We start from the raw sequence: 25,815 nt of genomic DNA, 5'->3' as shown, positions 1-25,815 counted from the left end.
GCTCAGTGCTTCTTGTCCTTGGACGGGCACGGATCGTTGCCCGGGGCCACGGTGTCCGAGTCGCGCCAGCGGCCATCGCGCCCTTGGATGCGGACCTCGCCGCCGCCGAGGTTGCGCACCGTTTGCTTGGCGGCCTGTTCGGCAGCCTTCTGGGTGGTATGAACGCTGCTTGCGCGTTCGCCGCCTGGTGCCTGAACGGCCCAGCCCCGCGGATGCTTGGTAACGTATCGATCGGCCATGGGAGACCCCTTTCGGCGTTGACTCACTAACACCATGAGTGTAGAAACTATACGTGACGTTTGTCAAGTACGTATAGTTTCTACACTCATAAAGGGCGATTGGGTGCGCTGGGGAATCGAGCAAAGGCTTGAGTTTATTGAGTTCCGCCTGTTCTGGGAGGGGGCGATCAACCGTGCCGACATCGTGGAATATTTCGCCGTGTCGGTTCCGCAGGCGTCGAAAGACCTCGCCCTCTACCAGGAGCGTGCGCCCGGAAACATGGAGTACGACAAGCGCGGCAAGCGGTACGTTGCCGCTGACAAGTTCATGCTGCGGTTTCTGAATCCTGACCCTTACGTCTACCTCTCGCAGCTGCGCTCGGTGGCTGAAGGCGCGGTTCCGTCACACGAATCGTGGATTGCCAATTTGCCGAGCGCGGATGTGGCCCTGACGCCCAAGCGCGACATCGACATGGAGGTCCTGCGCAAGGTGCTCGACGCGGTGCGGGAGGGTGCCTCGATCGAAGTCTTCTACCAGTCCATGAACGCTGCGCGGCCGGAGCCCACGTGGCGGCGCATTACCCCGCATGCGTTCGGCCATGACGGCTTTCGCTGGCACGTTCGAGGGTTTTGCCACCTCGAACACAAGTTCAAGGACTTCCTCTTGCCGCGCATTCTCGAGGTTCGCGGGAAGGACAAGCCGGGTGCCACTGGCGAAGAGGACTGGCTCTGGAACAACTATTTCGATGTCCAGATCGGACCGCACCCTGACCTGACCGACAGCCAGAAAAAGGTCGTGGCGAAGGATTATGGACTGGACCACGGCAACGGCGTCCTAAGCGTTCGCTATGCGATGCTGTTCTACGTGCTCAAGCGGCTGGGGCTGCTCGGGGATGCAGCCAAGCAGAGTGCTCGCACTCAGCATATTGTTACGATAAACCGCAAAGAAACGGAGGCTGCGCTTGAGAAAGCGGAGTTGCGCCTGTGACGGTATGGGGATTTGACAAGTAATGGGGGCGAGGCTTGAGGACATCAAGAACGGCGCATCTGTGCGAGGTATCGCCTCGACGCAGTCGGCGCAGGTTCTGTCCGTGGACTGGATTGGCGATCAGGCGATCAATGTCGTCTACCGCGATCACAACGGCACGGTGGCCGAGGCGGTTCTCTATCGCGACGATGAACATCGCCTCGAAGTAGAGCAGGACGGGCGGCCTTGGTCGTTCGATGCCGACGGCGAACTGTTGCGCCTTGTGACCGAGGCCAACCGCATCAAACTGGCCCACTACTTCGATCCCTATCTCGCCATCCACACCAGCTTGGTCGATCCGTTGCCGCATCAGATTTCGGCGGTTTATGGCGAGATGTTGCCCCGCCAGCCTCTGCGCTTCCTGCTGGCGGACGATCCCGGCGCCGGCAAGACCATCATGGCCGGTCTGCTGATCAAGGAACTGATCGCGCGCAGTGATCTTGAGCGCTGCCTTGTGGTTGCCCCGGGCAGCCTAGTCGAACAGTGGCAGGATGAGCTTGGCCAGAAGTTCAATCTCGAGTTCGACATTCTCAGCCGCGACATGATCGAGAATTCCCGGTCGGGAAATCCGTTCAGCGACCGTGATCGACTGATCGTTCGCCTCGATGTCCTGGCGCGCAACGAAGAGCTTCAAGACAAGCTCATGAGCGCCCGCGAATGGGACCTCATCATCTGCGACGAAGCCCATCGCATGTCGGCCACCTATTTCGGCGGCGAGGTCAAATATACCCGGCGCTACCAGGTCGGGCAGAAGCTCGGGCAGGCCGCCCGTCACCTGCTGCTCATGTCGGCAACGCCGCATAACGGTAAGGAAGAGGACTTTCAGCTGTTCATGGCGCTGCTCGACGGCGACCGGTTCGAGGGCCGGTTCCGCGACGGCGTCCACTATGCCGACACCGCCGACATGATGCGGCGCCTGACCAAGGAAGAGCTGCTCAAGTTCGATGGGCGACCGCTCTTCCCTGAGCGGCGGGCACGGACGGTGAAGTACCAGCTATCGGAGGGCGAGGCCGCCCTCTATACCGCTGTGACCGAATATGTGCGCACCGAGATGAACCGGGTGCAGCGCTTCGCCGAAGGGGATGGCAAGAAGCGGAACAATGTCGGCTTCGCCTTGCAGATCCTCCAACGCCGCCTCGCTTCGTCACCGGCTGCGATCTACCAGTCCCTGAAACGCCGCCGCGAGCGACTGGAAAACGAACTGGCCGAAGTCCGGCTTGCCTCGAAGGGGCGGCGCGTCGGGATCGAGGAGCCGAAGATCAACGCGGACATGCTCCGTGATATCGAGGAATATGGGCAGGAGGAGATCGACGAGCTTGAAGATCTGATCTCAACCGGAGCGACGACTGCGGAGACGGTCGAGCAGTTGGCGCTCGAGGTCGAGACGCTCAAGGGACTCGAGACGATGGCGCTCAGCGTGCTGCGCTCAGGCGTCGACACCAAGTGGTCGCAGCTGAATCAAATTCTCGACGACGATCTGATGATCGATGGGGCCGGCAATCGCCGAAAACTCATCATTTTCACCGAACCGAAGGACACGCTTCACTACCTGCTGGACAAGGTGCGCGCCCGTCTCGGCAATCCCGAGGCCGTGGACGTCATCCACGGCGGCGTGTCCCGCGAGGAACGTCGCAAGGTCGTTGAGCGCTTCATGCAGGACAAGGACATGCTGGTCCTAATCGCCAACGATGCTGCCGGCGAAGGCGTGAACCTTCAGCGCGGCCATCTGATGGTCAACTATGACCTGCCGTGGAACCCAAACAAGATCGAGCAGCGGTTCGGTCGTATCCACCGCATCGGCCAGACTGAAGTTTGTCACCTGTGGAACCTCGTTGCTGCCGACACGCGCGAAGGCGAGGTCTATGCGCGCCTGCTTGAGAAGCTGGAAGCTGCGCGCGAGGCGCTCGGCGGCCGCGTCTATGACGTGCTGGGTGAGCTGTTCGAGGGCACGGCGCTCAAGGACTTGTTGTTCCAGGCGATCCAGTATGGCGAGCAGGAGGAGGTCAAGGCGCGCCTGTTCCAGCAGGTTGATGGTGCGGTCGATCAAGGGCACTTGCTCGAACTGCTTCGCCGCCGGGCGCTCACCAACGACACGATGCCTGAAGCCAAGGTTGAGGAACTGCGCCTCGACATGGAGCGGGCCGAAGCAATGCGCCTTCAGCCGCACCACATCCAGAGCTTCTTCGTTGAGGCCTTCCAGCACCTGGGCGGTCGCATCAAGCGCCGTGAGGAAGGGCGCTGGGAGATCACCCATGTTCCTGTACGCATCCGGGAACGGGATCGTCAGATTGGCACGGCCGCACCGGTTCAGAAGCAGTATGAGCGAATCTGTTTCGAGAAGAGCAAGATCAACCAGCAGCCGGTGGCTGCGTTTGTCTGCCCCGGGCATCCGTTGCTGGAGGCGGTGATCAGCCTGATCCGCGAGCAGTATGACCAGATCATGCGGCAGGGCGCGATCTTGGTCGATGATACCGATGCCGGTGATACGCTGTCCGCTATCTTCCTGCTGGAACACAGCATCCAGGACGGTCGCATGACCAGCCTTGGCAAGCCGCATGTGATTTCGCAGCGACTTCAGTTCGCGGCGATCGACAAGACAGGTCACGCCGTCAACGCGGGCATTGCTCCCCACCTCAATCTCCGCCCGGCCAACCCGGAAGAGATCGACGCCGTGCGCGATCTTCTCGACGAGGACTGGCTGACGACCGAGCTGGAGAAGGTCGCCATTCGGTTCGCCACGGTCGAGTTGGCGCAGGGTCATGTCGCGGAGGTCAAGGCGCGGCGAATCCCCGAGATTGACAAGGTCGAGAGCGAGGTCCGCGCCCGTCTCAAGAAGGAAATCAACTTCTGGGATTCGCGCGCTTTCGAACTCAAGGAAGAGGAGAAAGCGGGCAAGAAGACCCGACTCAGCTGGCAGAATGCCCAGCGCCGGGCAGAGGACCTTGCGGAGCGCCAGAAGCGCCGGATGGATCAGCTTGAAAAAGAGCGGTTCATTTCCTCGCAACCGCCGCGGGTCCGTGGCGGCATGGTGGTGATACCGCGCGGCCTGCTGGACGAGCGGCGGGCTCCAGCGATGCCGAACCGTTTTGCCGAAGATCCCGTGGCGCGCCGGGCCGTCGAGCTTGCGGCGATGGAAGCGGTCATGGCGGCAGAGCGAGCGCTAGGGAACAGCCCGGTCGATGTGTCGACTCAGAAGATCGGCTATGACATCGCCTCGCATGATCAGGACACCGGCCACCTGCGCTTCATTGAAGTGAAGGGCCGGATTGATGGCGCAGATTCGGTGATGATTACGCGGCAGGAGATCATCACCTCGCTGCACGAGCCGGAGAAGTTCATCCTGGCGGTCGTCGCGGTCAACGGCGGCTTTGCGCATGCGCCACGCTACGTGCGCGGCCCTCTGCTCGACCGCGAGCCTTCCTTCCTGGAAACCGCTGTTCAATTTCATCTGCCACGTCTCCTTGAACATTCAAAGGAGCCAAGTTGATGGCACATCCCCTTTCGAGACTTGGCCCTTGGGTTGCGTTGCCGAAGCAAGTTCTCAGAGCGTTTAACGGTCGTAGCAGCCTACCAATTCACGAAATTGAGAAGGCAAAGGTCCAAAAGCATCGCGGCCACATTCGCCCCTTCCCGGCCGCGTCTGGGAATGTCGCGTTCAGTGCTTGGCGTTTGGCTCATGCGATCAAGAAGGCCGACTGTTTGCGTTGGCCTTCGGCACCAATGCTTTGGGCTGGTGCGAGCGGGTTTCTCCTCGAGAATGGCCATTTGTTCGACTGGGGAGTGAACGAATTCTCACTGAACGGTGGCATGGCGAATTTTTATGCCGACTTTACGGGTTCTGGGTTGGCAGGGCGCGTGGCCCAAGGGATGGCACTGCTATTCCTCGAGGAAAAAGGCTACGCATACGTTGGCCGCTTCGAAACGGAATGGAAGCAGCGGGCGGTCTTACAAAATAGGGCTTGGCCAGCGGGTAAGGAAAAAGCTCCAGATTTCATTGCTGAAAATAGCAAGAATGAATGGGTGCTGGCAGAATCAAAAGGCGGTTTTGCTCCGGTTGACACCAAGCCCAACATCAAGGGCGCGCTGAAGGATGGTCTCGACCAGCTAGATGGGTGGGATAAGCGATTGACCCCACAGCCGATCAAGAGTTTCGCGATTGGCACGTTCTTGCACGAGTCGGGGTGTACCTCTGACGAAACGCCCGTCATTGCGTTTGTTGATCCGGAGCCAGAGTCACCTGAAAACCCTGTCGAATTTCCGCGTGATGCAGTGCGGAGGGCGAACGATGCATCTTGGCTCTCAATCATGGGCTTTGAGGATGCATCAATTCGTGTGCGAGCCAACGCTGGAGAAACACAGAGACGTTTGGTCCCGGTAATTACGCTCGGCGGGCGCAAGTTTGCGGTTAGCATTGCCTCCGTTTCGCCCAAGGAAGCTGACCTTTCTACCCGCGAGTTCTGGGATGACCTTCAGGATTGGCCGTTCATTCCCTTTGGATGGTTATGGCGGGGCATCAGAGTCGAACTGATTGGTCTCGATCTGGCGGTACTTCGGACTCTCGGCACCACTCAAATTGCATCAAAAACGTCTGGCTTGATGGAGTTAAAGCCGAACGAAATGAGCGACGCGCCGATCGAAACGGCGGGCGGTGCATTCTATGGCAGCATTTTCTCTGACGGATCGTTGCTCGGTGAGCTGCGGCAAACTCGGGCAAAAAAGCCGATCCCTGACTTTGAATGGATAGAGGTGGAATTGTGACGACCCAAAAAAAGAAACTGATCGAGGTCGCTATTCCGCTGGAAGCGATCAATATTGCATCATCATACGAAAAACTTCCTGGCATCGGGCCGCATCCAAGGGGAATTCACCTTTGGTGGGCACGACGGCCACTTGCGGCTTGTCGAGGTGTTTTGTTCGCACAGCTAGTGGACGATCCCTCTAGCCATCCAGACCTGTTCCCTACACACGAAGATCAAGAGACAGAGCGTGAGCGCCTTTTCTCAATTATTGAAGATCTCGTGAAATGGGAAAATTCAAATAATGAAGAGATCCTGGCGAAAGCTACGTCTGAGATCGCGCGGAGCTGCGGGGGTGACCTACCTCCAATCTATGACCCCTTTGCAGGAGGGGGCTCAATTCCGTTAGAAGCGCAACGTTTAGGACTTCCAGCATTCGGCTCTGATCTCAACCCAGTCGCAGTTATGATTGGGAAGGCCATGATTGAGGTCCTTCCGCAATTTTCAGGGAACGCGCCCGTACATTCTGGACCAAAGGATCGGGCGTTTTACAAAGGGCTGCAAGGGCTATCTGAGGATTTCAGGCACTACGGCGAGGTGTGGTGCGACATAGTCCGCGAAAAAGTCGGGCACTTGTATCCGGAAGTTAGGTTGCCTCAGAAGTTCGGTGGCGGCAGCGGAAAAGCCGTAGCTTGGCTATGGGCACGCACGATCCCTAGTCCGGATCCTGCCCTTGGTGGCTTGCAGGTCCCATTAATTCGTTCATTTCAGCTTTCTAACGTCAAAGGGCGAAAGGCATGGGTTGAACCCATAATAGAAGGTGGCAAATTTCGGTTCGAAATCCGCGCGGAAGCTTTTGGAGACAAAGGCGAACCCCCAGAGGGAACGGTGGGACGCCAGGGCGGCCGTTGCTTGGTCTCTGGCGCAGCGATGCCGCTCTCATACATTCGAGAACAGGCTAAGGCGGGGCGACTAGGTCAAACCCTCGTCGCAGTTGCGGTCGAACGGAGCGGGGGTAAATTGTATCTTTCCCCGACAGACGAGCTATCTGCGGTCCCCAATGCCCCCGCGATGGAAGATTTCCCCTCAGGAACTATCGATCATTGGCCCGGGTGCACGAACTGTGTTGTCTACGGAATGGATGACTTCTCCGACCTATTTAGCGCGCGCCAGGCCCATTCACTTCTGGAATTTTCGGAGTCGATAAGAGATGTTCTCAAGATCGTAGAAGATGATATCGGCAAGGAAAATCGACAAGGTTTGGATGCCAATGAATATACAAGAGCTCTGGCGATACTATTGTCATTTGCATTAGATCGAGCGTTGGATTTCAACAACGTCCTGACTGGATGGCGTCCTGGAAACGAAAAGATTATGTATCTTTTTAGCAGGCACGCCATTCCCATGGTTTGGGATTACGGTGAAGCGAATATTTTAGAAGATGTCGTTGGCGGTATGCCCGGGATCATCAAATATCAGGCTAAATGCGTGGAAACCCTTCCCGCATCAGGTGTCGGCAGCATAATGCAAGCGGATGCACGACTTGTTCAATATCCGAAAAATGTAGTTATTTCCACAGATCCTCCATATTATGATAATGTTCCGTATTCTAACTTGTCAGATTTTTTCTATATATGGATGAAGAGGAATCTGAAAAAGTTTGTTCCTGATCTTTTTGGCACAGTATTGGTTCCAAAAGGAGATGAGATTGTTGCAAATCAATTTCGATTTGGTTCAAAGGAAAATGCTGAGATTCATTTTCTCAATCGAATGAGGGAAACAATCTCTAACTTTGGAGCGCAGGTAAATAATAACTTTCCAATAACTATTTATTATGCATTCAAACAGTCTGAAATAGAGGTGGAAGGCCTATCCTCAACTGGCTGGGCGACGTTCCTGTCGGCCATCATCGAGAGCGGTTTAACTGTTGATAGAACATGGCCGGTCCGCACCGAATCCAGTTCTAGACTGCGGGCTATTGGGTCAAATGCTCTCGCAAGCTCCGTTGTCTTGGTGTGCCGGCGTAGGAATGAAGCGGCAGAGACAATTACCAGAAATGAATTTATTAGATCTCTCAAGAAGGAATTGCCATCAGCCATTGCCGAATTGCAAGCAGCGAACATTGCTCCGGCTGATATGCCGCAATCTGCGATTGGACCAGGCATGGCCATTTTTTCCCGAAATCGTGCAGTTCTCGAGTCTGACGACAGCCCGATGACTGTAAAAACCGGCTTGCAACTTATCAATCGGGAACTCGACGAATACCTTGGTGGAATTCAAGGCGAATTCGACTCTGATACGCGATTCGCTATCACATGGTTCGAGCAGCACGGCATGGGTAAGGGGGAATATGGAGCTGCCAATAGCATTGCCACTGCCCGAGGAATTTCAGTTGATAGTGTAAGGCATGCGGGAATTGTTGAAAGTTCTGCAGGAAAAGTGCGCATCCTGACCCGTGAAGAGCTGAGCGATGATTGGACGCCCGAGAGTGACACTCATTTAACAGTTTGGGAGTGCCTCCAGCATTTGGTGAAAATTCATGAGAGTGACGGCATTTCCCATGAATCAGCGGTATTGCTCAAGAAGATTGGTTCCCAGGCAGAGGCAGTGAAGGATCTTGCGTACTGCCTGTATGACATCAGCGCGAACAAGCGGAAGGATGCGAAGGAGGCGACGGCATACAATGCGTTGATCGCGGACTGGACTGAACTGACGCGGCAGGCTGCGGCAGTCCACGACACGCGCGGGGATCGCCAGATCCGCATGGATATTTGAGGGGTATAGGACGTGGCAAAAAGTACCCGCCAATACGTGTTTGAAGGCATGGAGCTGCTCCCGGCGGCGCTCATCCCCTTTGTTGAAAAGCGGCTGGAAAACTCGCTTAAGGGCCATTGGCAGGTCCAAGTTCTTGAGAAGCTACCAAGCCTGCGGCCCAACAGCAGCGGCGAGGTCGGTTGGGATCAGGCCGCCTTGTTCAACGCGATGGACCGCTTCTGGGGCGAAGCGTTCAAGACGGTCCTCGGCCGTGCCGAGCGGTCACTGGTGAACGAACTTGGTGACGTCCGGAACAAGCTCTCCCACAACGAGAACTTCACATACGACGATGCCGAGCGCGCTCTCGACACGATGCGTCGCCTCATGGAGGCGATCAGCGCGGGCGAGACGGCAGAGCAACTGTCCAAGATGCGTGACACCATCCTTAGGACCAAATTTTCCGAACTTCAGCGCAACGAGGAACGCCGAAAGACTCAGCGTCTGGAAATCTCGGTCGAGACCGTGGCGGGCCTGCTGCCATGGCGCGACGTGGTCGAGCCTCATCAGGACGTTGCTACCGGTGAGTTCCAGCAGGCGGAATTCGCGGCCGACCTCGCCAAGGTTCATTCAGGCAGCGCGCCGCCGGAATATCGCGATCCGCGCCAGTTTTTCAGCCGCACCTACCTGACTGAGGGTCTTAGTGCGCTGCTGGTCGGAGCCGCCAAGCGGCTGTCCGGCAGCGGTGGCGATCCCGTCGTCGAACTCCAGACCAACTTCGGTGGCGGCAAGACCCACTCGATGCTGGCCCTCTACCATATGGCCGGCCCTACGCCGACGCAGGACCTCTCGGGTCTCGACCAATTGTTGGAACAGCATGGCCTGAGCGTCCCAAATAGCATCAACCGTGCCGTTCTCGTCGGCACATCGCGCGGGCCTCAGGACGTTTTGAACGCAGAAGGTGGCCGCAAGATCCGCACGACCTGGGGCGAACTGGCATGGCAACTCGGCGGTGCCGAAGCCTTCGACATGATCGCCGAAAATGACGCCAACGGTATCGCGCCCGGCTCCCACCTGCTTGAAGCGATCTTCAAGAAGTTTGCGCCGTGCCTCATCCTGATTGACGAATGGGTCGCTTACCTCCGCCAGGTCTACAAGGTCGAGGGGCTGCCCTCAGGGTCGTTCGACGCGAACCTTTCGTTCGTTCAGTCCCTGACAGAGGCGGTGAAGGCCAGCCCTGGCACCTTACTGGTTGCGTCGCTGCCTGCATCGCAGATCGAAGTCGGCGGCGAAGGTGGGCAGGAAGCTCTCGCCCGCCTCAAGCAGACGTTCAGCCGCGTGGAATCGTCATGGCGTCCCGCGAGCCAGGAAGAGAGCTACGAGATTGTTCGCCGACGGCTTTTCAAGGAAATCCCGGGCGACAAGTTCCACCATCGCGACAACACGCTGAAGCAGTTTGCCAAGCTGTATCGCGAAAATGCCGATGACTTCCCGCAAGGCTGCGCTGACGAAGACTACCGGCGGAAGCTGGAAAAGGCCTACCCGATCCACCCGGAACTGTTCGACCAGCTCTATACCAGTTGGGGTTCGCTCGAAAAATTCCAGCGGACGCGCGGCGTGCTGCGATTGATGGCGCAAGCCATTCACGAGCTTTGGATGAACGGCGACCCTTCGGTCATGATCATGCCGGGCAGCGTTGCAGTTAGTTCGCCCCGCGTTGAGCCGGAGCTGCTGCATTACCTCGACGTCAGCTGGCAATCGATCATCGCCGGCGATGTCGATGGCACGGCCTCGACGCCCTACAAGGTCGATCAGTCGGCCCCCAATCTCAATCGCTATTCAGCGACGCGCCGTGTGGCCCGCGCTATCTTCATGGGGACGGCGCCGACCCACCAGCAGCAGAATACGGGCCTTGATGACAAACAGATCAACCTTGGCGTCGTGCAGCCCGGCGAGCGCCCCGCGATCTTCAGCGACGCGTTACGCCGTCTGACCAACCAGGCGAAGTTCATGCATGCCGACCTCGGTCGGTATTGGTATTCGATGTCAGCGAGCCTCAATCGGATTGCGGCCGACAAAGCAGGACAGATCGAAGCCGCGCTGGTCGATGTGACCATCGATGCTGAGCTGGGCAAATACGTGAATGGCTTAGCCGATCGTGGCCATTTCGATGCAGTGCAAGTAGCCCCCACTACGTCGGCAGAGGTGCCTGACGAAGCGGGCGGTGTGCGTGCCGTTGTCCTGGGGGTTGCTCACCCCCACCATGGCCGGGACGGCTCCGAGGCGCTCAACGAGGCAAAGGACATCGTTCTGCAACGGGGCAGCACGCCTCGTGTCTACCGCAACATGCTCGTTTTCATCGCGGCTGATGCTCGCCAGCTCGACCATTTGAAAGACGCGGTGCGCTCAGTTCTGGCGTGGGGAGAGATTGTTCGGGACAAGGAACGTCTGGAACTGCGCCCCAGTGACCAAAAGCTTGCTGAGGCGAAGCTGGCCGAAGCGAAAGAAACGATGAAGACGCGCCTGAAGGAAGCGTGGTGCTACCTGCACTATCCTTCTCAGGAAAGCGCGCAGGCTGACGTAGAGTGGGTTTCCGGAAAGATTCCTGCCCAGGATGGATTGCTGGCACGGGTGAGCAAGAAGCTCGTCGCAGATGAAGGATTGCTCACCGAACTCGGGCCGACGCGCTTGGATCGAGATCTCCAGAAATACATTTGGAGTGGCAAACCGCATCTTAGTCTGAAAGACCTGCGGGAATATCTCAACCGCTACATCTACTTGCCACGCCTGAAGAATCAGGAGGTATTGATCAAAGCCGTTCAAGCGGCGGTTACTGGCATGCTGCCTGGCCCGTTTGCCTACGCCGAGCGCTGGGATGAGAAGTCAGACACGTATCTTGGCTTGGCAATCGAGCGAGGAGCCCACGCAGCCGTTGTAATCGACGGCGACAGCGTGATCATCAAGTCAGATGTTGCGGAGGCACACCGACCGGCAGTTACTCAGCCAACATCGGGCGGAGGTGAAACCGGCGCTAGCCCAGGAGAAGCGGTGCCAGGTCCCGGTGAGACTTCGGCAGGAGGTCCGCCTGAACCGCCACCAGCGGAAAAGGTGCCGACGCGTTTCACCGGTGCCGTCATGATCTCCGCCGATCGTCCTGCCAGAGACATCCATCAGATTGTAGAAGCAATCGTGGAGCAACTCACGACCTTGCCCGGCAGCGCGGTGACGCTGCGGTTGGACATCGAGGCAGATGTTCCGGCAGGTCTCGATCGAGCGAAGGTCAGGACACTAATCGAGAACACCAACACACTGGGATTCATTGAAATGTCAATAGAGTAACGTACGAAGAGGGATTTTTTGCGTAAAGAGGGCAGAGACTATATTAAATTTGGTACATCAAATTGGATTAGAACACCATTCACTTACTTCTTCCTCTCTCCAGCCTGCGCAGTTCGATGAGATATGAATTTGTGCCGGGAATGTTCCGGCGGCTATTTTATTGTATAATGTTGACCTTTTTAACCCAGTCCGGCGCATTACTTCAGGAATCCGTAGGAAAGCCGAAGTGGATCTGCTCGTCGGGGCCTCCGGCCCCGACGACCTCCCGTATGACACGCATATGGGAAGGATAGCGGAGATGAGGCATTGCCGCTCTTTGGCGGGAAGATGGCTAAGTGCCTGTGCCAAGCTCAACACCAACTCCGCTACGTCGTCAGAACCGGCTCGGTGCGCGCGGATTGCTGCGCGAGCGGCGGACGATTGAGTATTTATTGCGCGGGCGTTGGTCATGCCTAACCTTAGGCTCGGCCATGGCGCACTTCGCGGTAGATGATGGCAAATTTAATCCCAAGCGGTAGTCAGGCAACAAATCCAGCTCTTGCACTCCCACCATGCCTATCGTGTCGGCGAGCGGCACAGTGCCTCGACTAATCGCACTTTTCATCGGGTAATCTCGCTTTGCATCCTTTAGCAGGGATATGCCGGCCACGTTGCCATCTTTCTCATGCGATTCCATTTGTTTTAACAGAGCGAGAGCATCTCCGTTCGAGCTAAATCCTGTACCGGCTTGCTCATCCTTCAGGATCAGTGTTCTAATAACGAAGAGAATTGCGGTGGCGTCCTTCTGCCTCTTGGCGGGGAGATCCGCTGTTAGCCATGCTTGAAAGGCGATCTCGCGTCGATTTGCATTGATCGATGTCAGATCTCTTTTTCTTCTCGATAAGTTAATTAACCGGTGAGCGGCAAAGGCGAGTTGAATGCCCGCGCTTACACCAAAAAAATAGGTAGATGCAGCTGTACTTTTAAATCTATCGCTTCCATGTTTCGGGGAAGCCTTAAAAGATGGATCGGCTTTCACTTGGACAAGGTATTCTTTCATCTCGACGAAAAAGTCGTATATCTCTTTGCTGATATGACCGAAGCTCTCGTCGTGATCGATCTCGGAAATACCTAGAGAACTTGCAGTTTGTTTCGCAAAGCTTTCATCGAAACTTTGAGCGAGCACGGGAGGTTGCCCCCGAAGCATTGGAAGCTCGTTAATTTTTCGTCTATTTTGCTCAAACCGATAGATATACGCATTGACGATGTTGAACACGAGGTCAAACGCAGCACGTTCCGTCACGTCAGTGTAGCCGAAAGGCATAAATTTGCCAGCGTCCAACGCCACGGCTCGTGCTGCGATAAGTTGCATTTCGAACATCGAATAAAGCACCAACAGGTCCGCAGTGCATGAGGTCGCATGGACCAGATGTTTTCCAGCCAAGGCCGAAATTGCGATTGAATTTAGAGCGTCTTCTAAATTCCCGCTAATTATATCGACAAATAGCAGCGGATCTTTTTTACGAATCTTGATAAGATTTGATGCCAATTCCGGCAGCTGAATCTTCAAAGCTTTAGCAACAAGGTCCCGGCCCTCCGCATGAGGGCAGGCACATAGCATGTGGTTCAAAACATTTATAATGTGGTCTTCGCTTTTGTCCTCAAGGCTGAGGGCGAGATCGCGTGGCATTCGGATGCGATGGTCCATCAGGTGTCCGATGGGTAAACTAGCGAGATCCGTTTCTGTGAACAGGCGAGCTAGATACTCTTGTCGGTCCATCCCATGCGTCTGGACCCGCAGCACGACGTCCCTAGCCAACGCGCGGATCATCTCCATGTCCACCGGTCCGCTTCCAAAGCCGCGCGGGAAAAAATCTGAAAGATCTTCGAACATTTATTTTTGCTCCGGTGGATTGGATCCAACCCCGTGGAGGAAGACCCTAAAGGTCTGATTAAAAATCGAATCGTATACCGCGCGGCGTTCCTCGATTCCTGTCTAACATCGTCCTCATCGAGCCACTGTGGTTCGGTTTAGATGAGGACGTAAAGATGACTAACGATGAAGCGGAACTCGGCGCGGAGGTCGCGCGTGAGTTGCTGGCAGATCGCGAATTGCTTGCCGCGCCCCAGGTAGCGGCCGCCCGGTTCGTGAAAGCGCTACTGGCGGCGAACCCTCGGGTGAAACTGCCCGCGATTGTCGCCAACCAGAGGGCCAAGAATTGGATGGAGGCTGCGCGCGTTACGCAGTCGATCCTCCGTGAGGCGCTGGCTGCTGGTCGCAAGGAGTTGAAATCGGCTAGCGCTGAAACAGCGCTGAAAAGGCCAAAGAAGCGCCAGAAGTATGCGCCCGTCGATGCCGAGCCGGTCTCGACGCGAAATCCGCGGCAGCAAACCGCTTCGGGGACTTCAGCCCCCGCGGACGCGAGCAGCGCTCACAGCGTCATTGCTCCCAAGCGCGCACCTCACGCTGATCTCTACAGTGACGTGATGGTGCCGAACTAACTCTCCTTTCTAAAGCTTTTCATCAAAATGGCGGGCGCCTTGATCGTGTCATCTGCCCGCATTCTTTCGAAATGATGCCCAACAGGACTCAAAATCGTGACCATGATTATCGATCAAAATGCGGCCACTCACCGAGAGCCTCATGCCGTTGAAGGGGCCTCTGTGATCTTCGTCACCGGAGACAAAGGAGGCGCAGGTAAGTCATTAAAGGCCTTAAACTTTATGCGTTTGTCTCCCACTAACCGGCCACAGGCTCCCTCGCAGAAATGGCGTTGAAAGCTCCGGCAGGCGCAGATTAGCTAGCGTATAACCCGCGCCGGCATGGATTGAAGAACTGCCGCCAGGCGCTCTGCGCTTCCGTCAAGAAAGCTCATCAACTCGATCAGCGACCTACATTGATCAAATTTTTCGAGGAGTGCACGTTATGTCTGCAAAGACAGGATCAATTTGCCCTGAATTTCCGCCACTCGCGACTTCACCGCCTGCGCCTATCATTGTCGTCAATGGCGACAAGGGCGGAATCGGCAAATCTCTCATTGCGCGTATTTTGGCCGCATTTCTCCGGTCAGCCGGCTACCTCGTCATCGGCTTCGATTGCGATGCGCGCAATGCGCATTTGGATCGATATTATCGTAGCGTCATGCCCGTAACGAGGGCTTATCTTCGCCATACGGATGGTTGGGGACTGCTTCTTGATGGGTGGGAGAATTCCCCTTCAAACGCCGTCCTCCTTGTCGATATGCCCGGGAATATCGGCGACGCGCTGGAACGCGAGATGCACCGGGTGAATCGGGCCGTAGCAAAGCTCAATCGCGACATTTTGCATGTTTGGGTGATTGATGAGGAGGAAGACGCAATCACCCTGTTGAACCGCGTCAAAGATTTCGCGCCACCAGAGCAAACTCTGATCGTGATGAATGGCAGGTTCGGCGATAGTCCCCGATCGTTCGTCTTATGGCACGAATCGGAACTGCGCGCAGAACTGCTTGCGGGCGGAGCAATGGAAACCTTCATCCCGGCCCTGCAAATTCGGCCTCGGACCAAGATTGCACGTGCCCGCTGTCCGTTCGACGATTTGTCGTCGTTGCAATTACATGTGTCAGAACAAGTCGATTTCGAAATATGGTGGGAAGATATCGTACGAGCATTCCGTCCATTCTACAGCCAGGCGGGGTTGGTCCTATGAGAGATCTCGTTGAGCAGATGTATCGCGATCTATTGGAGCGCGAAGCAAGCCCCGAAGATTACATTAGAATGGAGAAGTTTCTTCGACGCCTTCCGTCGGAAATGAAGAATTCACCTGGCGTTCTTGCGGAGGTCATTTTCAGGGTGGAGCACGTCCGCCAGATGAATGAAGTTGTCCAAAAGGCGACGTTCGAGACACAGCAGAAAATACATCGGGACTTGCCCGGCCGAGTAGAAAAAGCTGCAGAAATGGCTTTCCACGCATTCCGTGATCTGATGCCAGTCGACAGTCGGGACGCTATGGCACGCCTCTATCGCTGGGGTGCATTTTGGATGCTGTTCGTTTTGATCTTCGGCTTCATCACCGGCGGGGCCAGCACCAAATGGTGGCTCTCGCGTCCGGAAATACGCCACCACGCAATTTCCGAGATCAACTTCAATCACTGCATCAATGCCGTTTTCGGAGCAGCAGCGATCAAACGGCGGAATGACGATAATGCTGCAGGACATGATGCTGAACAGTTCCGCAGCGATGCTCGCATTTGTGCGGCAGAGTATGCCGACCGTCTGACAAATCAGTAGTTAAACGCCTGTCAGCTCAACGTTGCTGTACTGGCAGGCGCTTCCCTCCGCCGCTGGCTCCGTCCGCAGATGCCTGCGGATTTAAGTTTAGTGTGCTTTTAAATTAACGTGAGAGGAAATTAGCCAGGGCTGGCCAACGACTACCGCGCATAGAACGCGTAGACGTCAGCTTTGTCGCGTGCCCGCTCTGGCGCTGCCTTAGTCGTGGCCGGACCTGGCCGGGGAGGAGCGCTGCCCTCCCCTGGACCCCTCCCTCCAAGACGCTCGAAACCCTTGTTTCTGGAGAAAATGAAATGACCCGTCGCTCAGGCAGCGAGGTTCGCGTGCGCACAGTCGTGCTTCCCACTCGCTGGTCTCCCGCCGAATATGATCTCCTGCAGGAGATTGCGCAACATTCGGACGTCACCGCTGCTGAGGTACTCCGCCGCCTCGTGCGGCAATCGCACCCGCAACTGGTCGCTTCGCGTCAGTTGGTTCATGATGTTCGACGCATCGGCAAGAACATCAACCAAATCGCGCGTCATGCGAATACAGCTCGCGCCGTTGAACTCCTCGATGAGCTACAATCCGCGTACGCAGATTTGCTCGCCGCCACCCGCAGGATGCTTGCGTCATGATTCCCGCCATCACCTGGGGGCGAGATTTTGCCGGTCTCGAAAAATACCTCACTAACGATCGCGATCACGAGATCCTAGATCTACGAGAGGTCTCATCCCTGCAAAATGCATCGGCGGAAATGGCCCTGGTAGCTGAGCAGGCGCCTCGGGCCAAAGCGGTCGTGATGCACATCTCGCTCTCCGCAGCGCTTGAGGATGGCCGGCTATCCGACGCAACATGGAAGCAGATAATCGATGATGTACTCGAAGAGTTTAACCTTCGCGGCCATCAGCTGGTTGCCGTTCGCCATCGTGATAAAGGCTACGACCACATTCACCTCATGATCTCCACCGTGTCGCCATTCACCCTTAAAACGCCTGCCAAGCAGGCCTTTCTCGCCCCGCATGCGCGGGTGAAGGGTGTCGCGTCTTTCGCGCTCAAAAAGGACGAGGTTGAGCAGCTGCCTGCGACCGATGTCGTCAAGCGCTCCTTCAATCAATTTGCGCTCTTCCGGCTGCAGGACCTTTGCCGCTTCATTGAAAAGCGGTTCGGCCTTCGCCGACTGCGTACCCATCTTGAAATGGATGGTGCTCGGGAGGTCGGTCCATCGCGTCGGACCAGGGCCGCACATGAACATCGAGCGAACAGAACTGGTGAGCAATCGCTCATCGAGAGGGCGGATGCGATTCGTGCAGCGCTGGATCTCCCGAGTTGGGATAAGGCCGGACGAGCTCTTGCTGCTATCGGTGTCGGATTTGAAGCAGCCCTGCGCAAAAGCAAAAAAGCAGGCGCAAAGATCGTTGGGCTGACGCTGTATGACCTGCGAAGCGTCGATAATCGAATGAAGGCCTCCGATTTGGATACCGCGGCCTGCCGGTACGGCTTACTTCAAATCGAGAAGCGGCGGCCACCGGATGCTATTGCGTTTGAGCGGTGGTGGCCGACGAATACCGACTATCTGGGCGCCTGTCCGGAGGTGAAACTCGAAGAGGCTAGGCCAAGTAGGACAGAATTCGAGCTTTACCGGACCCAGCATTTTGAAGCGCGCCGGCTTGTCCGCCTTGAGCGTGAAAAACGCAAACGTCAGCATCTGGCTAAGCGGAAGGCTCTCTCGCAGCAGCTGACGAAACAGCGTAAGGAGGAAGCCGCCCGGCTACTGCCTTCGCAACGACGATCATTCAGCGTAGCCTTCACCAAAAGCGTGCGGTTGCCTCAGCTCAAAGCGTTGGATGCCGAGCACCGGGCGCAGGTGGCCAAGCTAAGACTACCGCGGTTGTTGAGCTTTGCGGTTTTCATGGCGCAAAAAGCGGCTGAAAAATTGGCGGTCCAGGATAAAACCCCGGTCATTCGGGAAAAGTCCGTCAGCAAACCGATCACGAAGAAAGTTATTGTGGAGCCACCAGCGCCGTCCCGTGTACAAACTCAACCTAAACTCGAGCACCAGAAGATAGAGGCTGATTCTGACTTCGACCGTCAGCTGGCTTGGCTGGCGCAACAATCCGGCCATTCGCGTTGAATCTGTGATCGGTTCATGGCGGCTGGTGGCATTATCAAACCTGCCTCTGTATGCCGTCACTAGATCTGCGACCGTTAATGTCGTGGGACACGTTATTGTTTCTTTGTTCACCTGAGAGGGGTGAAATTTAACAAAAAACTCGTAGCTCGACCGAGCCGGCCGCGTTAGCTGAACGCGAAAAATGGGGGACTGATTTGCAAGAAGCGGAGTTTAAGGCTTGGCTTGCCGAGCGGGGAGCAAATACCGAAAGCGGGCGAAGCACTCGAGCGCATGCGGTTCGGACTATCGAGAATAATCTTGCTTCGCTCGGTTCTCCTCACGTGGATCTCGCAGCGGTATGGCAGGCTGACAAATTTCAGCATTTGCGTCAGCGACTGAAAGCAATGCAGGCCGATTTTCGTGATGGGGGCAGTGATTTCAAGATACTCATGCCGCAGTCTGAAAAGCCGCTAAACAGGTTAGCTAGCTGGCGCTCCTGGCTGGGCCAATATGGGCAGTTTTTGCAAGGCGAGGAACTGGGCGATCGATACGCCGACGCCATCCGACGTCACGTCCTCGAAACCTATATTGAGCCGGCACGTGAGCGCGAGGAGGATAGCGTTGAAGTTCTGGTACGCGACGTCAATGCGGCTCTTGGTCTGAAGGAAGCGTGGCCAAATATCTGTCAGGCTCTTGCCGGCCGTAAGTTTCGCGAGATGGCTGATGTGAGGCTTGCTGAGCGTGTCGGTGCGAATATCAGCCCAGCTACGATCTTGCGTTTCGACCTGGTGGCAAGTGAGGGTAACATCGAGGGCGAACTGCGTCAGCGCTACGGCATTCCGATTGTGGATACCGCGAAGATGCTCGCATTTGCTCTGCCCGATGGACGTCAGCTTGCGTGGGAGCGTACAGTCTCAATCACGCAAATTTGGATTGAAGACAGTGCGGATCGAGAGTCTTGCCCGCTTCCGATTCACCGCACTTATCTTGCTACGGAAGCGAGGCATTCCAATCTGCCGCCTCGGTTGAAGCACAAGGCGGCAAATGGGCATAGGCCTCGGCCCGTCTTGATCGTCCGGCCGGCGGATGCAGCCAACCTTGCGGAGCTCTTGGACTGGTATGAGGATGCCGCCCCATATGTCGATCGTGACTGGCTCGATCGTTTGCGTTCCGAGTTTCTAGAGCGTCATCCGGAATTTGTGAGCTTCCAGGAGGGCGCCACTTACGCGTCCGATGAGGGGCGCAAGCGTCGAGATCTGGTAGCGCATGTGCAGGCTTTGGCCGGTCAAAGAAATGATGATCCGTCAATAGGTGCATCGTTGCTCGACCTGCTCGTGGGCAAAGCCGAAGTGCGGTGCGAACTGCTCGACTGGCGGGTGATCAATCTGGTCCAAGCGATGCGGGGCGCCAGCCCTGGAGTGGTGGAGCAAGCGGCTGAAGATCTGGCTCGAGCTGTCGACGACGTTGCCGGGGTGATCTCTTTCGTTTCCACCACCTGGCCTCTGATGCTGCCTCATGCGCAAGCGAACCCTTATGCAGAGAGCCGCACGATCTCGACGATGCTTCGGGCGTTAGTCGCTCCCGAAGGAATGTTTGGCATCCGGTCCACGCCCACCGACAATGCATATTGGATGTTGAGCGGCAGCCCTGCTTTCGGACCAAATCCGCTAACCGAAGGCGAGCTGGTCGGCGTAATGCGCCTTGTCCGGACTGTGGAGCGCATCATGCGCGATGAATGGCAATGGGCGCCTCGCGACCTCTGGGATGTTCAAGGGTTCATCTGGGAAGCCTGCCAAAAGCGACTGCCCGATTCGGGCGTCGAGGTTAGCGCGTTGACCGATGAAACGCCCGTCTGGCTCGTCACATCTCGTAACGGCGACGCAGACGGTTTCGCCACCTTCGTAGAACGAGGGGTGTGGCATCTGCTCTACGATAGCGACAGCAAGTATAACCATATGGTTCGCGAGATGCAGGTGGGCGACCGTATCGTTTTGCGCGACTATCTACCGAACCAGCGAAACGCGCCGTTCGAGACCAACGGCAAGCCGGTGAGTGCCATGCGCATAAGGGCGACTGGTATTGTAACGGGCAACGGGGGTGACGGCCGTCAGGTTCAGGTGGATTGGACCCCACTGCCCGAACCTCTGCTTTGGTGGCTTTACACCAACAATGACACGATTTGGCGCCTTCCACTTGAGCGTGAGACAGCGCGTAAGCTCGCGGCGTTCATTTTCGAAGGCGAAGAGCAAGATATCGCCTGGTTTCTGAATCTACCTTTTTGGCGTGACCGCCTCAACGCATCGCAGGACGAAGAATTCATGCTTAATCCGACCAACCTCATTCTCTATGGCCCCCCCGGCACGGGCAAGACCTACTCTACGGCGCGGGAAGCCGTGCGCTTGTGTGATGGCTCTGTCGACTTTTCGGAAACGCCTGAGGGCCGGGCCGCTCTTATGGCGCGTTATCGCGAGCTTGAGTTGGAGAAGCGCATCGCCTTCGTGACCTTCCATCAGGCCTATGATTATGAGAATTTCGTAGAAGGATTGCGGCCGGCCGACGACGCTGAAGAACAAGGCGCCGGGTTCCGTTTGAAACACTACCCAGGGATCCTGCGTGAGATCTGCGCGCTCGCTGAACATGCTCGCAAAAAGGCGGAAGCAGGCGATTCCGGTCGAACAATTGATCTTTCCACCTGCCACTTCTGGAAAATGGGCTTGGGTGCCATTCGGCAGGAGGAAGACGTTTACGAGGCGGCGCTAAAGGATCATTACATTGCCTTGGGTTGGGGGAGAGCCGAGGATTGGAGCGATGAGCGCTTTTCGACGGTCGACGCAATCAAGTCTCATTGGTTGTCGCTCTATCCTGAAAGCCAGGAGCCCAGCAATTGGACTCAGACGCACCGCTTCCGCAACGATATGTCGATCGGTGATATCGTTATCATTCCATACGGCAACAGCGCGTTTCGGGCCGTGGGACAGATCGTCGGCGATTACGAATTCATCCCAGAAGCCGAAGGCTATTTTGCCCATCGTCGTAAGGTGAAATGGATTATGACATCTGATGAACCGCTTCCCTTGGATGCTATCATCGACGGTAATTTCACGATGCGAACGGTGTATGAGCTGCCTCGTAAGCGCATTAATATTCCTGCATTGAGCCGCCTGCTTACGGTCGACGAGGAATCGAGTGAACCATCGGGTAATGCGACCAAGCCTGACGAATTCGTCTTGGTAATCGATGAGATTAATCGGGCAAACATCTCCAAGGTTTTTGGAGAGCTGATCACGCTCCTGGAGCCGGACAAACGGCTCGGTATGGCCAACGCTTTGACTGTTCGACTGCCTTATTCGAAGGCGGAGTTTGGCGTGCCCGCAAACCTTCACGTCATTGGTACGATGAACACCGCTGACCGTTCCATTGCGTTGCTCGACACTGCGCTTCGCCGCCGCTTCAAATTTCGCGAAATTGCCCCTGATCCACAGCAGTTGAAGGATGCAGCAGCCACGACGGAAATGCCTCTCGTCCAGATATTAGAGGCTATAAACGATCGCATTGAATATCTGGTCGATCGTGAGCACCGTATTGGGCACGCCTTTTTCATGGGCTGTAAAACGGCTGAAGACGTTATCGATGTGATGCGGGACAAGATCATTCCGCTGCTCCAGGAGTATTTCTTCGAAGATTGGAGCCGCGTTCGGATGGTGCTGGGCGATGGCTTCATTGGCCAGGAAGTGATCAAGGCTCCTCCTGGTATGGACGGTATGGATCGCGAGCGCTGGTTTGTTCGGGATTTCTACAGCCCCGAACCAAAGATTTCGTTGGCTGATGCTTTTGCCCGTCTCTTGGGCAAGGGGGCAGCCCTCTCGGCTGTGAACGAAGACGCGCCAAATGCGGAGAACGACGCCGCATGACGCATCTCCATGTGCCTGAGTGGGGACGAGTAGCTATTGGTCCGGATGGCTTTTCCTTGGCTCAGGCTGAGGCGCTGCTCGCTGCTGCTCGGGCACATCCGATGGGAGGCGGGGATGGGGGCGCCATCCTTACCGACCATCGTCACCACTTGCGGGCCAAACAGATGGTGGGCGTCATCGCAGCGCCAGGGTGTAGCTTGGAAATCTTACCCAAGGTCGATCCCGACGGTGACCTAGGCGATCTCCCGACGGTTCGATCCCGCCTGATCTCCTTGCTCGATCTTGCGCTTGGGTTGAACTTGGCGGAGGGCGCTCAGACCGCCATGGCTCATGGCGCGGAAAACCTGCTCGATATCTTGATCCGCCTTTTCGCGCAGCGGCTGCTAGCCTTGGCTCGCCGAGGTTTACCTCGGGCTTACCAGGCCTGCGCTGAAGATCTGCCGACGTTGCGCGGAAGGCTCGATATCGTTCGCCAGTTGACGGCTCATGTGGCGCGCCCAGATCGGCTGGCTTGCCGCTTTGACGTGCTGTCTAGCGATGTACCGCTGATGCAGGTGATGAAAGCAGCCGTGATCTACTTGTCCAAGCTGGCCCGCGCACAGGACACGCGCCGACTGCTTGAGGAACTCCGCTTCGTCCTCGCGGATGTCACCGATGTGCCTGTTTCCGCGCTGCCCTGGGACAAGGTTAGGATTGATCGCACAAGCCAACGGTGGGAAGCCGTCTTCGCTTTGGCGAAGTTGCTGCTCAGGCGCGATTGGCAGGGAGCGACGTACGATCATCGGTCACATAACGGGATTACCCTGCTTTTTCCGATGAACGATCTGTTCGAAGCAGCTGTCGCCTCTCTGCTACGACGTGCTTTGTCAGGCAGCGGCATCAGTGTGGCTGAGCAAGGCGGTCTTCGCAACTGTTTGGGTGAATGGACGGACGAGCAAGATTGCGAGGGCCGCATATTCCAAACACGACCTGATATCATTCTCCGTCGTGGTGGGAAGGATCTGGCGATCATCGACACGAAATGGAAGTGCCTCTCTCCAGATCCATCGGTGGCGAAGAGAGGTGTCGCGCAGGGCGACGTGTATCAGATGATGGCCTATGCCCGGCTTTATCGGTGTGATCGCCTGATGCTGCTCTATCCCGCTGTTGCGGGGAACGGAACGACCCTGAGCCGCCGTTTCGGTATAGCCGGAGGGCGAGAAATGCTTGCATTGGGGCTAGTTGATTTGACGACCCAAACAAACCATGTCCAAGGCGAATTAAGAAAGCTGATTTTCGACTTCCTGCCTGGTGAGATGGGGAGTGACCTGAAGCTGGTAACAGCCTGATCTGCGCTACGCGCCGCCTGCGCTGGGGTTTCAGTCATTGCTGATCCCAGCTTTTCGCATTGCGAGAGAGGCGGACTTGTATCTATCTTCTACTCCAAGCACTATTATTCGTATCTGGGGTGCGACGATCATAACGTCGCGATCATAAATCTCTAATCGATGAAGAGGTATGAGCCGCTATGGGAATCGATCTCGACCGTTACGCAACCGTGTGCAAGCTGGTTCCTGGAGGGGAAGAGGAACTGGCCGAAGGCACTGTCCGTGAAATTTTCGATGATTTTGCAGCAGAAAAAATCGGTCGACCGGGTGCTCTTTTTATGCGTCTTGCAGGGCAAGCGGATCTCATTTTGGGTAAGCAACTTTTGACTCTTGTTGAAGAATATAAATTCACCAGCGCCAAGTAAGCCTGCACCGTCAACTTTACCGCTGGTGGTCTGAGGTGCAGTCCAGCCAATGGGCAGGCCAGTTCCAGCAAACCCTGCCCCTTCGGCACGGCCGCTCATCGATAATCTGTGGCGTCCGTGACATTCCGCAGCGATTTAATGGTCTGGAGTCCGAAATCGTTTTCGCTTGCTTCAAAGAGTTTCCGGAACTCGTCAATCGTGCTTGCAGCCTCATTCCACGGCGCAGCCCAGCGCGATAGAAATGAGCCCAGACCAATCAAACCGTCAGGACGAAATTCCGCATCGTCCTTGAGGGCGATAAGCGGAATAGCCTCAGGTGCGCAAAGCAGGCTTGTCAATTCTCGCGTAGCAAAGACTGGCGCGCCAATTTCCATCGCCTTGGCTATCAAGATTGTGCGCACGACCCAAGCGATCCTGCGGTTAATGAGAACGCTCGGCATACGATGATGAAATTGTAAGACAAACTTTCCAATCTGCGCGGCCAGGTCGATCTCACGACCGTATGACTGCTTTGGCGAGAAGCGCGTCCGCAATGCTTTCAGGAGGGAATGCGGATCCCAGATCTCCTTGGCCTCATGAACCAGATGGCTTGCAAACAAGTCTCCTTGCTCGGCTTTCCGCAGAAGGTACTCGCAAGGATAGACCGCCATCGCGTGCATGCCGAGCCGGATCGTGTGAGGTTGCGCCCCCTCAGACCAAACAAGAATATCGTAATCGGATTCGGCATCCTCATCGCCGCGCGCCCTGCTTCCAAACAGGGCGAACCCTATGACCGGGTCGCGCCAATCTAAGGCATGTAGGTCCGCCAAATTCATTGCGGTTCAACGCCACCTTGAAGTGCCATAACGCTCATACGCCTCGCCGATAACCTCAATTCCTCAAGTTCGTCATTATTAAGCAGCACGAGGTGGCGTTTGCGCTTGTCGATGCCGTCATCTGCGAGGTGATACTCTGAACGAAGATAGAACAGGAGCGCCAGGCGGCACGGCTTTTCTATCTCCTCGCCTTCGAAAGCGAACTCCCGCCGAACCGCTTCCTGCTCTTCGGGCGGGAGTTCGGGGTTTGGTCGCAGGCGCAGCCTCCCGATCGACTTCCATTCGAAGTCGAAGCTCGGATCGATCATACTGTGATCGCTGAGTTCGACGTTCTCCAACCGCCCGAGGTTGAAATCGCGAAAATCACCATTGCCCGCATCGTGAGCGCGGATGTGCCAGCGGCCCGCGACGTAGGCGAGTGAATGTGGCGCGAGTACCCTGTCCGTCGCGGGCTTGCCGCTCATCGTCCAATACTTGACCTTTATCTGACGACGCTCGTTGATCGCAGTGGTCAACAGCATGATCAGTTTGTCGCTCACGGGCCGTCGGCGAAGCTCTACGACCTCAATGTCAGGAACGGCTCCAAACCATGTGTGGTTCTTATCGAGCCATCCCAGCTTCAGTGCCTGCAATTGAAGGAGATACCGATGCGCCTGTCCGGCGACGAAGACTGGTTCATAGGTTTGGGCACGCACAAAGGACTTGGCGTGCTGATCGTAGGCCATGCTGCGGGGAGCGAACTCAGCAAACTTTTCTAGATCGTTGGACGCCTGCTGCGCCGAGATTTTGAAGTGCTCCCGAAGGTCTGATCGATTGATCCGGCCATCCCAAAAGAGCCGGAAATCAATGAATTCGAGGCGGCGGCGCAACCCCGGCTTCAGATCGTCGATAGTTTCGGCGCCATCCTGGCTCATGCATAACCCCACCACTTTATGTGCCTATCACC

Annotated in this window: 18 protein-coding genes; 13 read left to right on the top strand and 5 right to left on the bottom strand. The window is 56.4% G+C overall.

Going from position 1 to position 25,815, the window contains the following annotated elements:
* Positions 1-2: 2 nt before the first annotated feature.
* Positions 3-239: a DUF2188 domain-containing protein gene (locus SPHS8_RS12215; protein ID WP_201515753.1), complete on the bottom strand. Its 237-nt coding sequence runs from the start codon at positions 237-239 to the stop codon at positions 3-5.
* A gap of 103 nt (positions 240-342) precedes the next feature.
* On the opposite strand from SPHS8_RS12215, the gene SPHS8_RS12210 reads away from it, so the two are divergent.
* From SPHS8_RS12210 to SPHS8_RS12190, 5 genes are read left to right on the top strand one after another with little or no spacing between them, the layout of a single operon-like run.
* A complete protein-coding gene (locus SPHS8_RS12210; RefSeq protein ID WP_236575126.1) occupies positions 343-1,206 on the top strand; it encodes a WYL domain-containing protein in 864 nt (287 codons plus the stop codon).
* Positions 1,207-1,228: 22 nt separating this feature from the next.
* A complete protein-coding gene (locus tag SPHS8_RS12205) occupies positions 1,229-4,732 on the top strand; it encodes a helicase-related protein (protein WP_201515751.1) in 3,504 nt (1,167 codons plus the stop codon).
* The gene (locus SPHS8_RS12200; protein ID WP_201515750.1) at positions 4,732-6,003 is read left to right on the top strand and encodes a hypothetical protein; all 1,272 of its coding nucleotides are present in this window, start codon (positions 4,732-4,734) and stop codon (positions 6,001-6,003) included. Before SPHS8_RS12205 ends, SPHS8_RS12200 begins: the two co-directional genes overlap by 1 nt.
* Positions 6,000-8,756 (top strand): DUF1156 domain-containing protein, encoded by a 2,757-nt coding sequence (locus SPHS8_RS12195; RefSeq protein WP_236575125.1) that lies wholly within the window; start codon positions 6,000-6,002, stop codon positions 8,754-8,756. The genes SPHS8_RS12200 and SPHS8_RS12195 overlap by 4 nt, the downstream gene beginning before the upstream one ends.
* 12 nt (positions 8,757-8,768) lie before the next feature.
* Complete coding sequence (locus SPHS8_RS12190; RefSeq protein WP_201515748.1) at positions 8,769-12,071, top strand: DUF499 domain-containing protein; 3,303 nt, start codon at positions 8,769-8,771, stop codon at positions 12,069-12,071.
* Positions 12,072-12,128: 57 nt separating this feature from the next.
* Here the strand turns inward: SPHS8_RS12190 and SPHS8_RS20635 are convergent, their stop codons facing one another.
* Both SPHS8_RS20635 and SPHS8_RS12180 read right to left on the bottom strand, forming a co-directional pair.
* The gene (locus SPHS8_RS20635) at positions 12,129-12,521 is read right to left on the bottom strand and encodes a helix-turn-helix transcriptional regulator (RefSeq protein ID WP_201515747.1); all 393 of its coding nucleotides are present in this window, start codon (positions 12,519-12,521) and stop codon (positions 12,129-12,131) included.
* Positions 12,445-13,944 (bottom strand): hypothetical protein, encoded by a 1,500-nt coding sequence (locus tag SPHS8_RS12180; protein ID WP_201515746.1) that lies wholly within the window; start codon positions 13,942-13,944, stop codon positions 12,445-12,447. Before SPHS8_RS12180 ends, SPHS8_RS20635 begins: the two co-directional genes overlap by 77 nt.
* A gap of 155 nt (positions 13,945-14,099) precedes the next feature.
* On the opposite strand from SPHS8_RS12180, the gene SPHS8_RS12175 reads away from it, so the two are divergent.
* The 8 genes from SPHS8_RS12175 to SPHS8_RS12140 all read left to right on the top strand — a co-directional run bounded on the left by SPHS8_RS12175 (position 14,100) and on the right by SPHS8_RS12140 (position 24,054).
* Complete coding sequence (locus SPHS8_RS12175; RefSeq protein ID WP_201515745.1) at positions 14,100-14,552, top strand: hypothetical protein; 453 nt, start codon at positions 14,100-14,102, stop codon at positions 14,550-14,552.
* 424 nt (positions 14,553-14,976) lie between these two features.
* Positions 14,977-15,738, top strand: coding sequence for a nucleotide-binding protein (locus SPHS8_RS12170; protein WP_201515744.1), 762 nt, complete (start codon positions 14,977-14,979; stop codon positions 15,736-15,738).
* Complete coding sequence (locus tag SPHS8_RS12165) at positions 15,735-16,319, top strand: hypothetical protein (protein WP_201515743.1); 585 nt, start codon at positions 15,735-15,737, stop codon at positions 16,317-16,319. Before SPHS8_RS12170 ends, SPHS8_RS12165 begins: the two co-directional genes overlap by 4 nt.
* Before the next feature lie 293 nt (positions 16,320-16,612).
* On the top strand, positions 16,613-16,936 hold the full coding sequence (locus tag SPHS8_RS12160) for a plasmid mobilization protein (protein WP_201515742.1): 324 nt from the start codon (positions 16,613-16,615) through the stop codon (positions 16,934-16,936).
* Positions 16,933-18,432 (top strand): relaxase/mobilization nuclease domain-containing protein, encoded by a 1,500-nt coding sequence (locus SPHS8_RS12155; RefSeq protein ID WP_201515741.1) that lies wholly within the window; start codon positions 16,933-16,935, stop codon positions 18,430-18,432. Before SPHS8_RS12160 ends, SPHS8_RS12155 begins: the two co-directional genes overlap by 4 nt.
* A gap of 320 nt (positions 18,433-18,752) precedes the next feature.
* Complete coding sequence (locus SPHS8_RS12150; protein WP_236575123.1) at positions 18,753-22,322, top strand: AAA family ATPase; 3,570 nt, start codon at positions 18,753-18,755, stop codon at positions 22,320-22,322.
* The gene (locus tag SPHS8_RS12145) at positions 22,319-23,650 is read left to right on the top strand and encodes an McrC family protein (protein ID WP_201515739.1); all 1,332 of its coding nucleotides are present in this window, start codon (positions 22,319-22,321) and stop codon (positions 23,648-23,650) included. The genes SPHS8_RS12150 and SPHS8_RS12145 overlap by 4 nt, the downstream gene beginning before the upstream one ends.
* 179 nt (positions 23,651-23,829) lie before the next feature.
* On the top strand, positions 23,830-24,054 hold the full coding sequence (locus SPHS8_RS12140; RefSeq protein ID WP_201515738.1) for a hypothetical protein: 225 nt from the start codon (positions 23,830-23,832) through the stop codon (positions 24,052-24,054).
* Between the two features lie 95 nt (positions 24,055-24,149).
* Here SPHS8_RS12140 and SPHS8_RS12135 read toward each other — a convergent pair whose 3' ends face one another.
* Entirely contained in the window at positions 24,150-24,869 is a 720-nt protein-coding gene (locus tag SPHS8_RS12135) for a nucleotidyltransferase domain-containing protein (protein ID WP_201515737.1), read from the bottom strand.
* Positions 24,866-25,783 (bottom strand): WYL domain-containing protein, encoded by a 918-nt coding sequence (locus SPHS8_RS12130; RefSeq protein WP_201515736.1) that lies wholly within the window; start codon positions 25,781-25,783, stop codon positions 24,866-24,868. Before SPHS8_RS12130 ends, SPHS8_RS12135 begins: the two co-directional genes overlap by 4 nt.
* Positions 25,784-25,815: the final 32 nt, after the last annotated feature.

Origin of the sequence: Sphingobium sp. S6, assembly GCF_905120495.1 — a bacterium.
GTDB lineage: Bacteria > Pseudomonadota > Alphaproteobacteria > Sphingomonadales > Sphingomonadaceae > Sphingobium > Sphingobium agri.
Note: the sequence above shows the minus strand (reverse complement) of the source record. Positions and strands in the feature narration are given on the sequence as shown.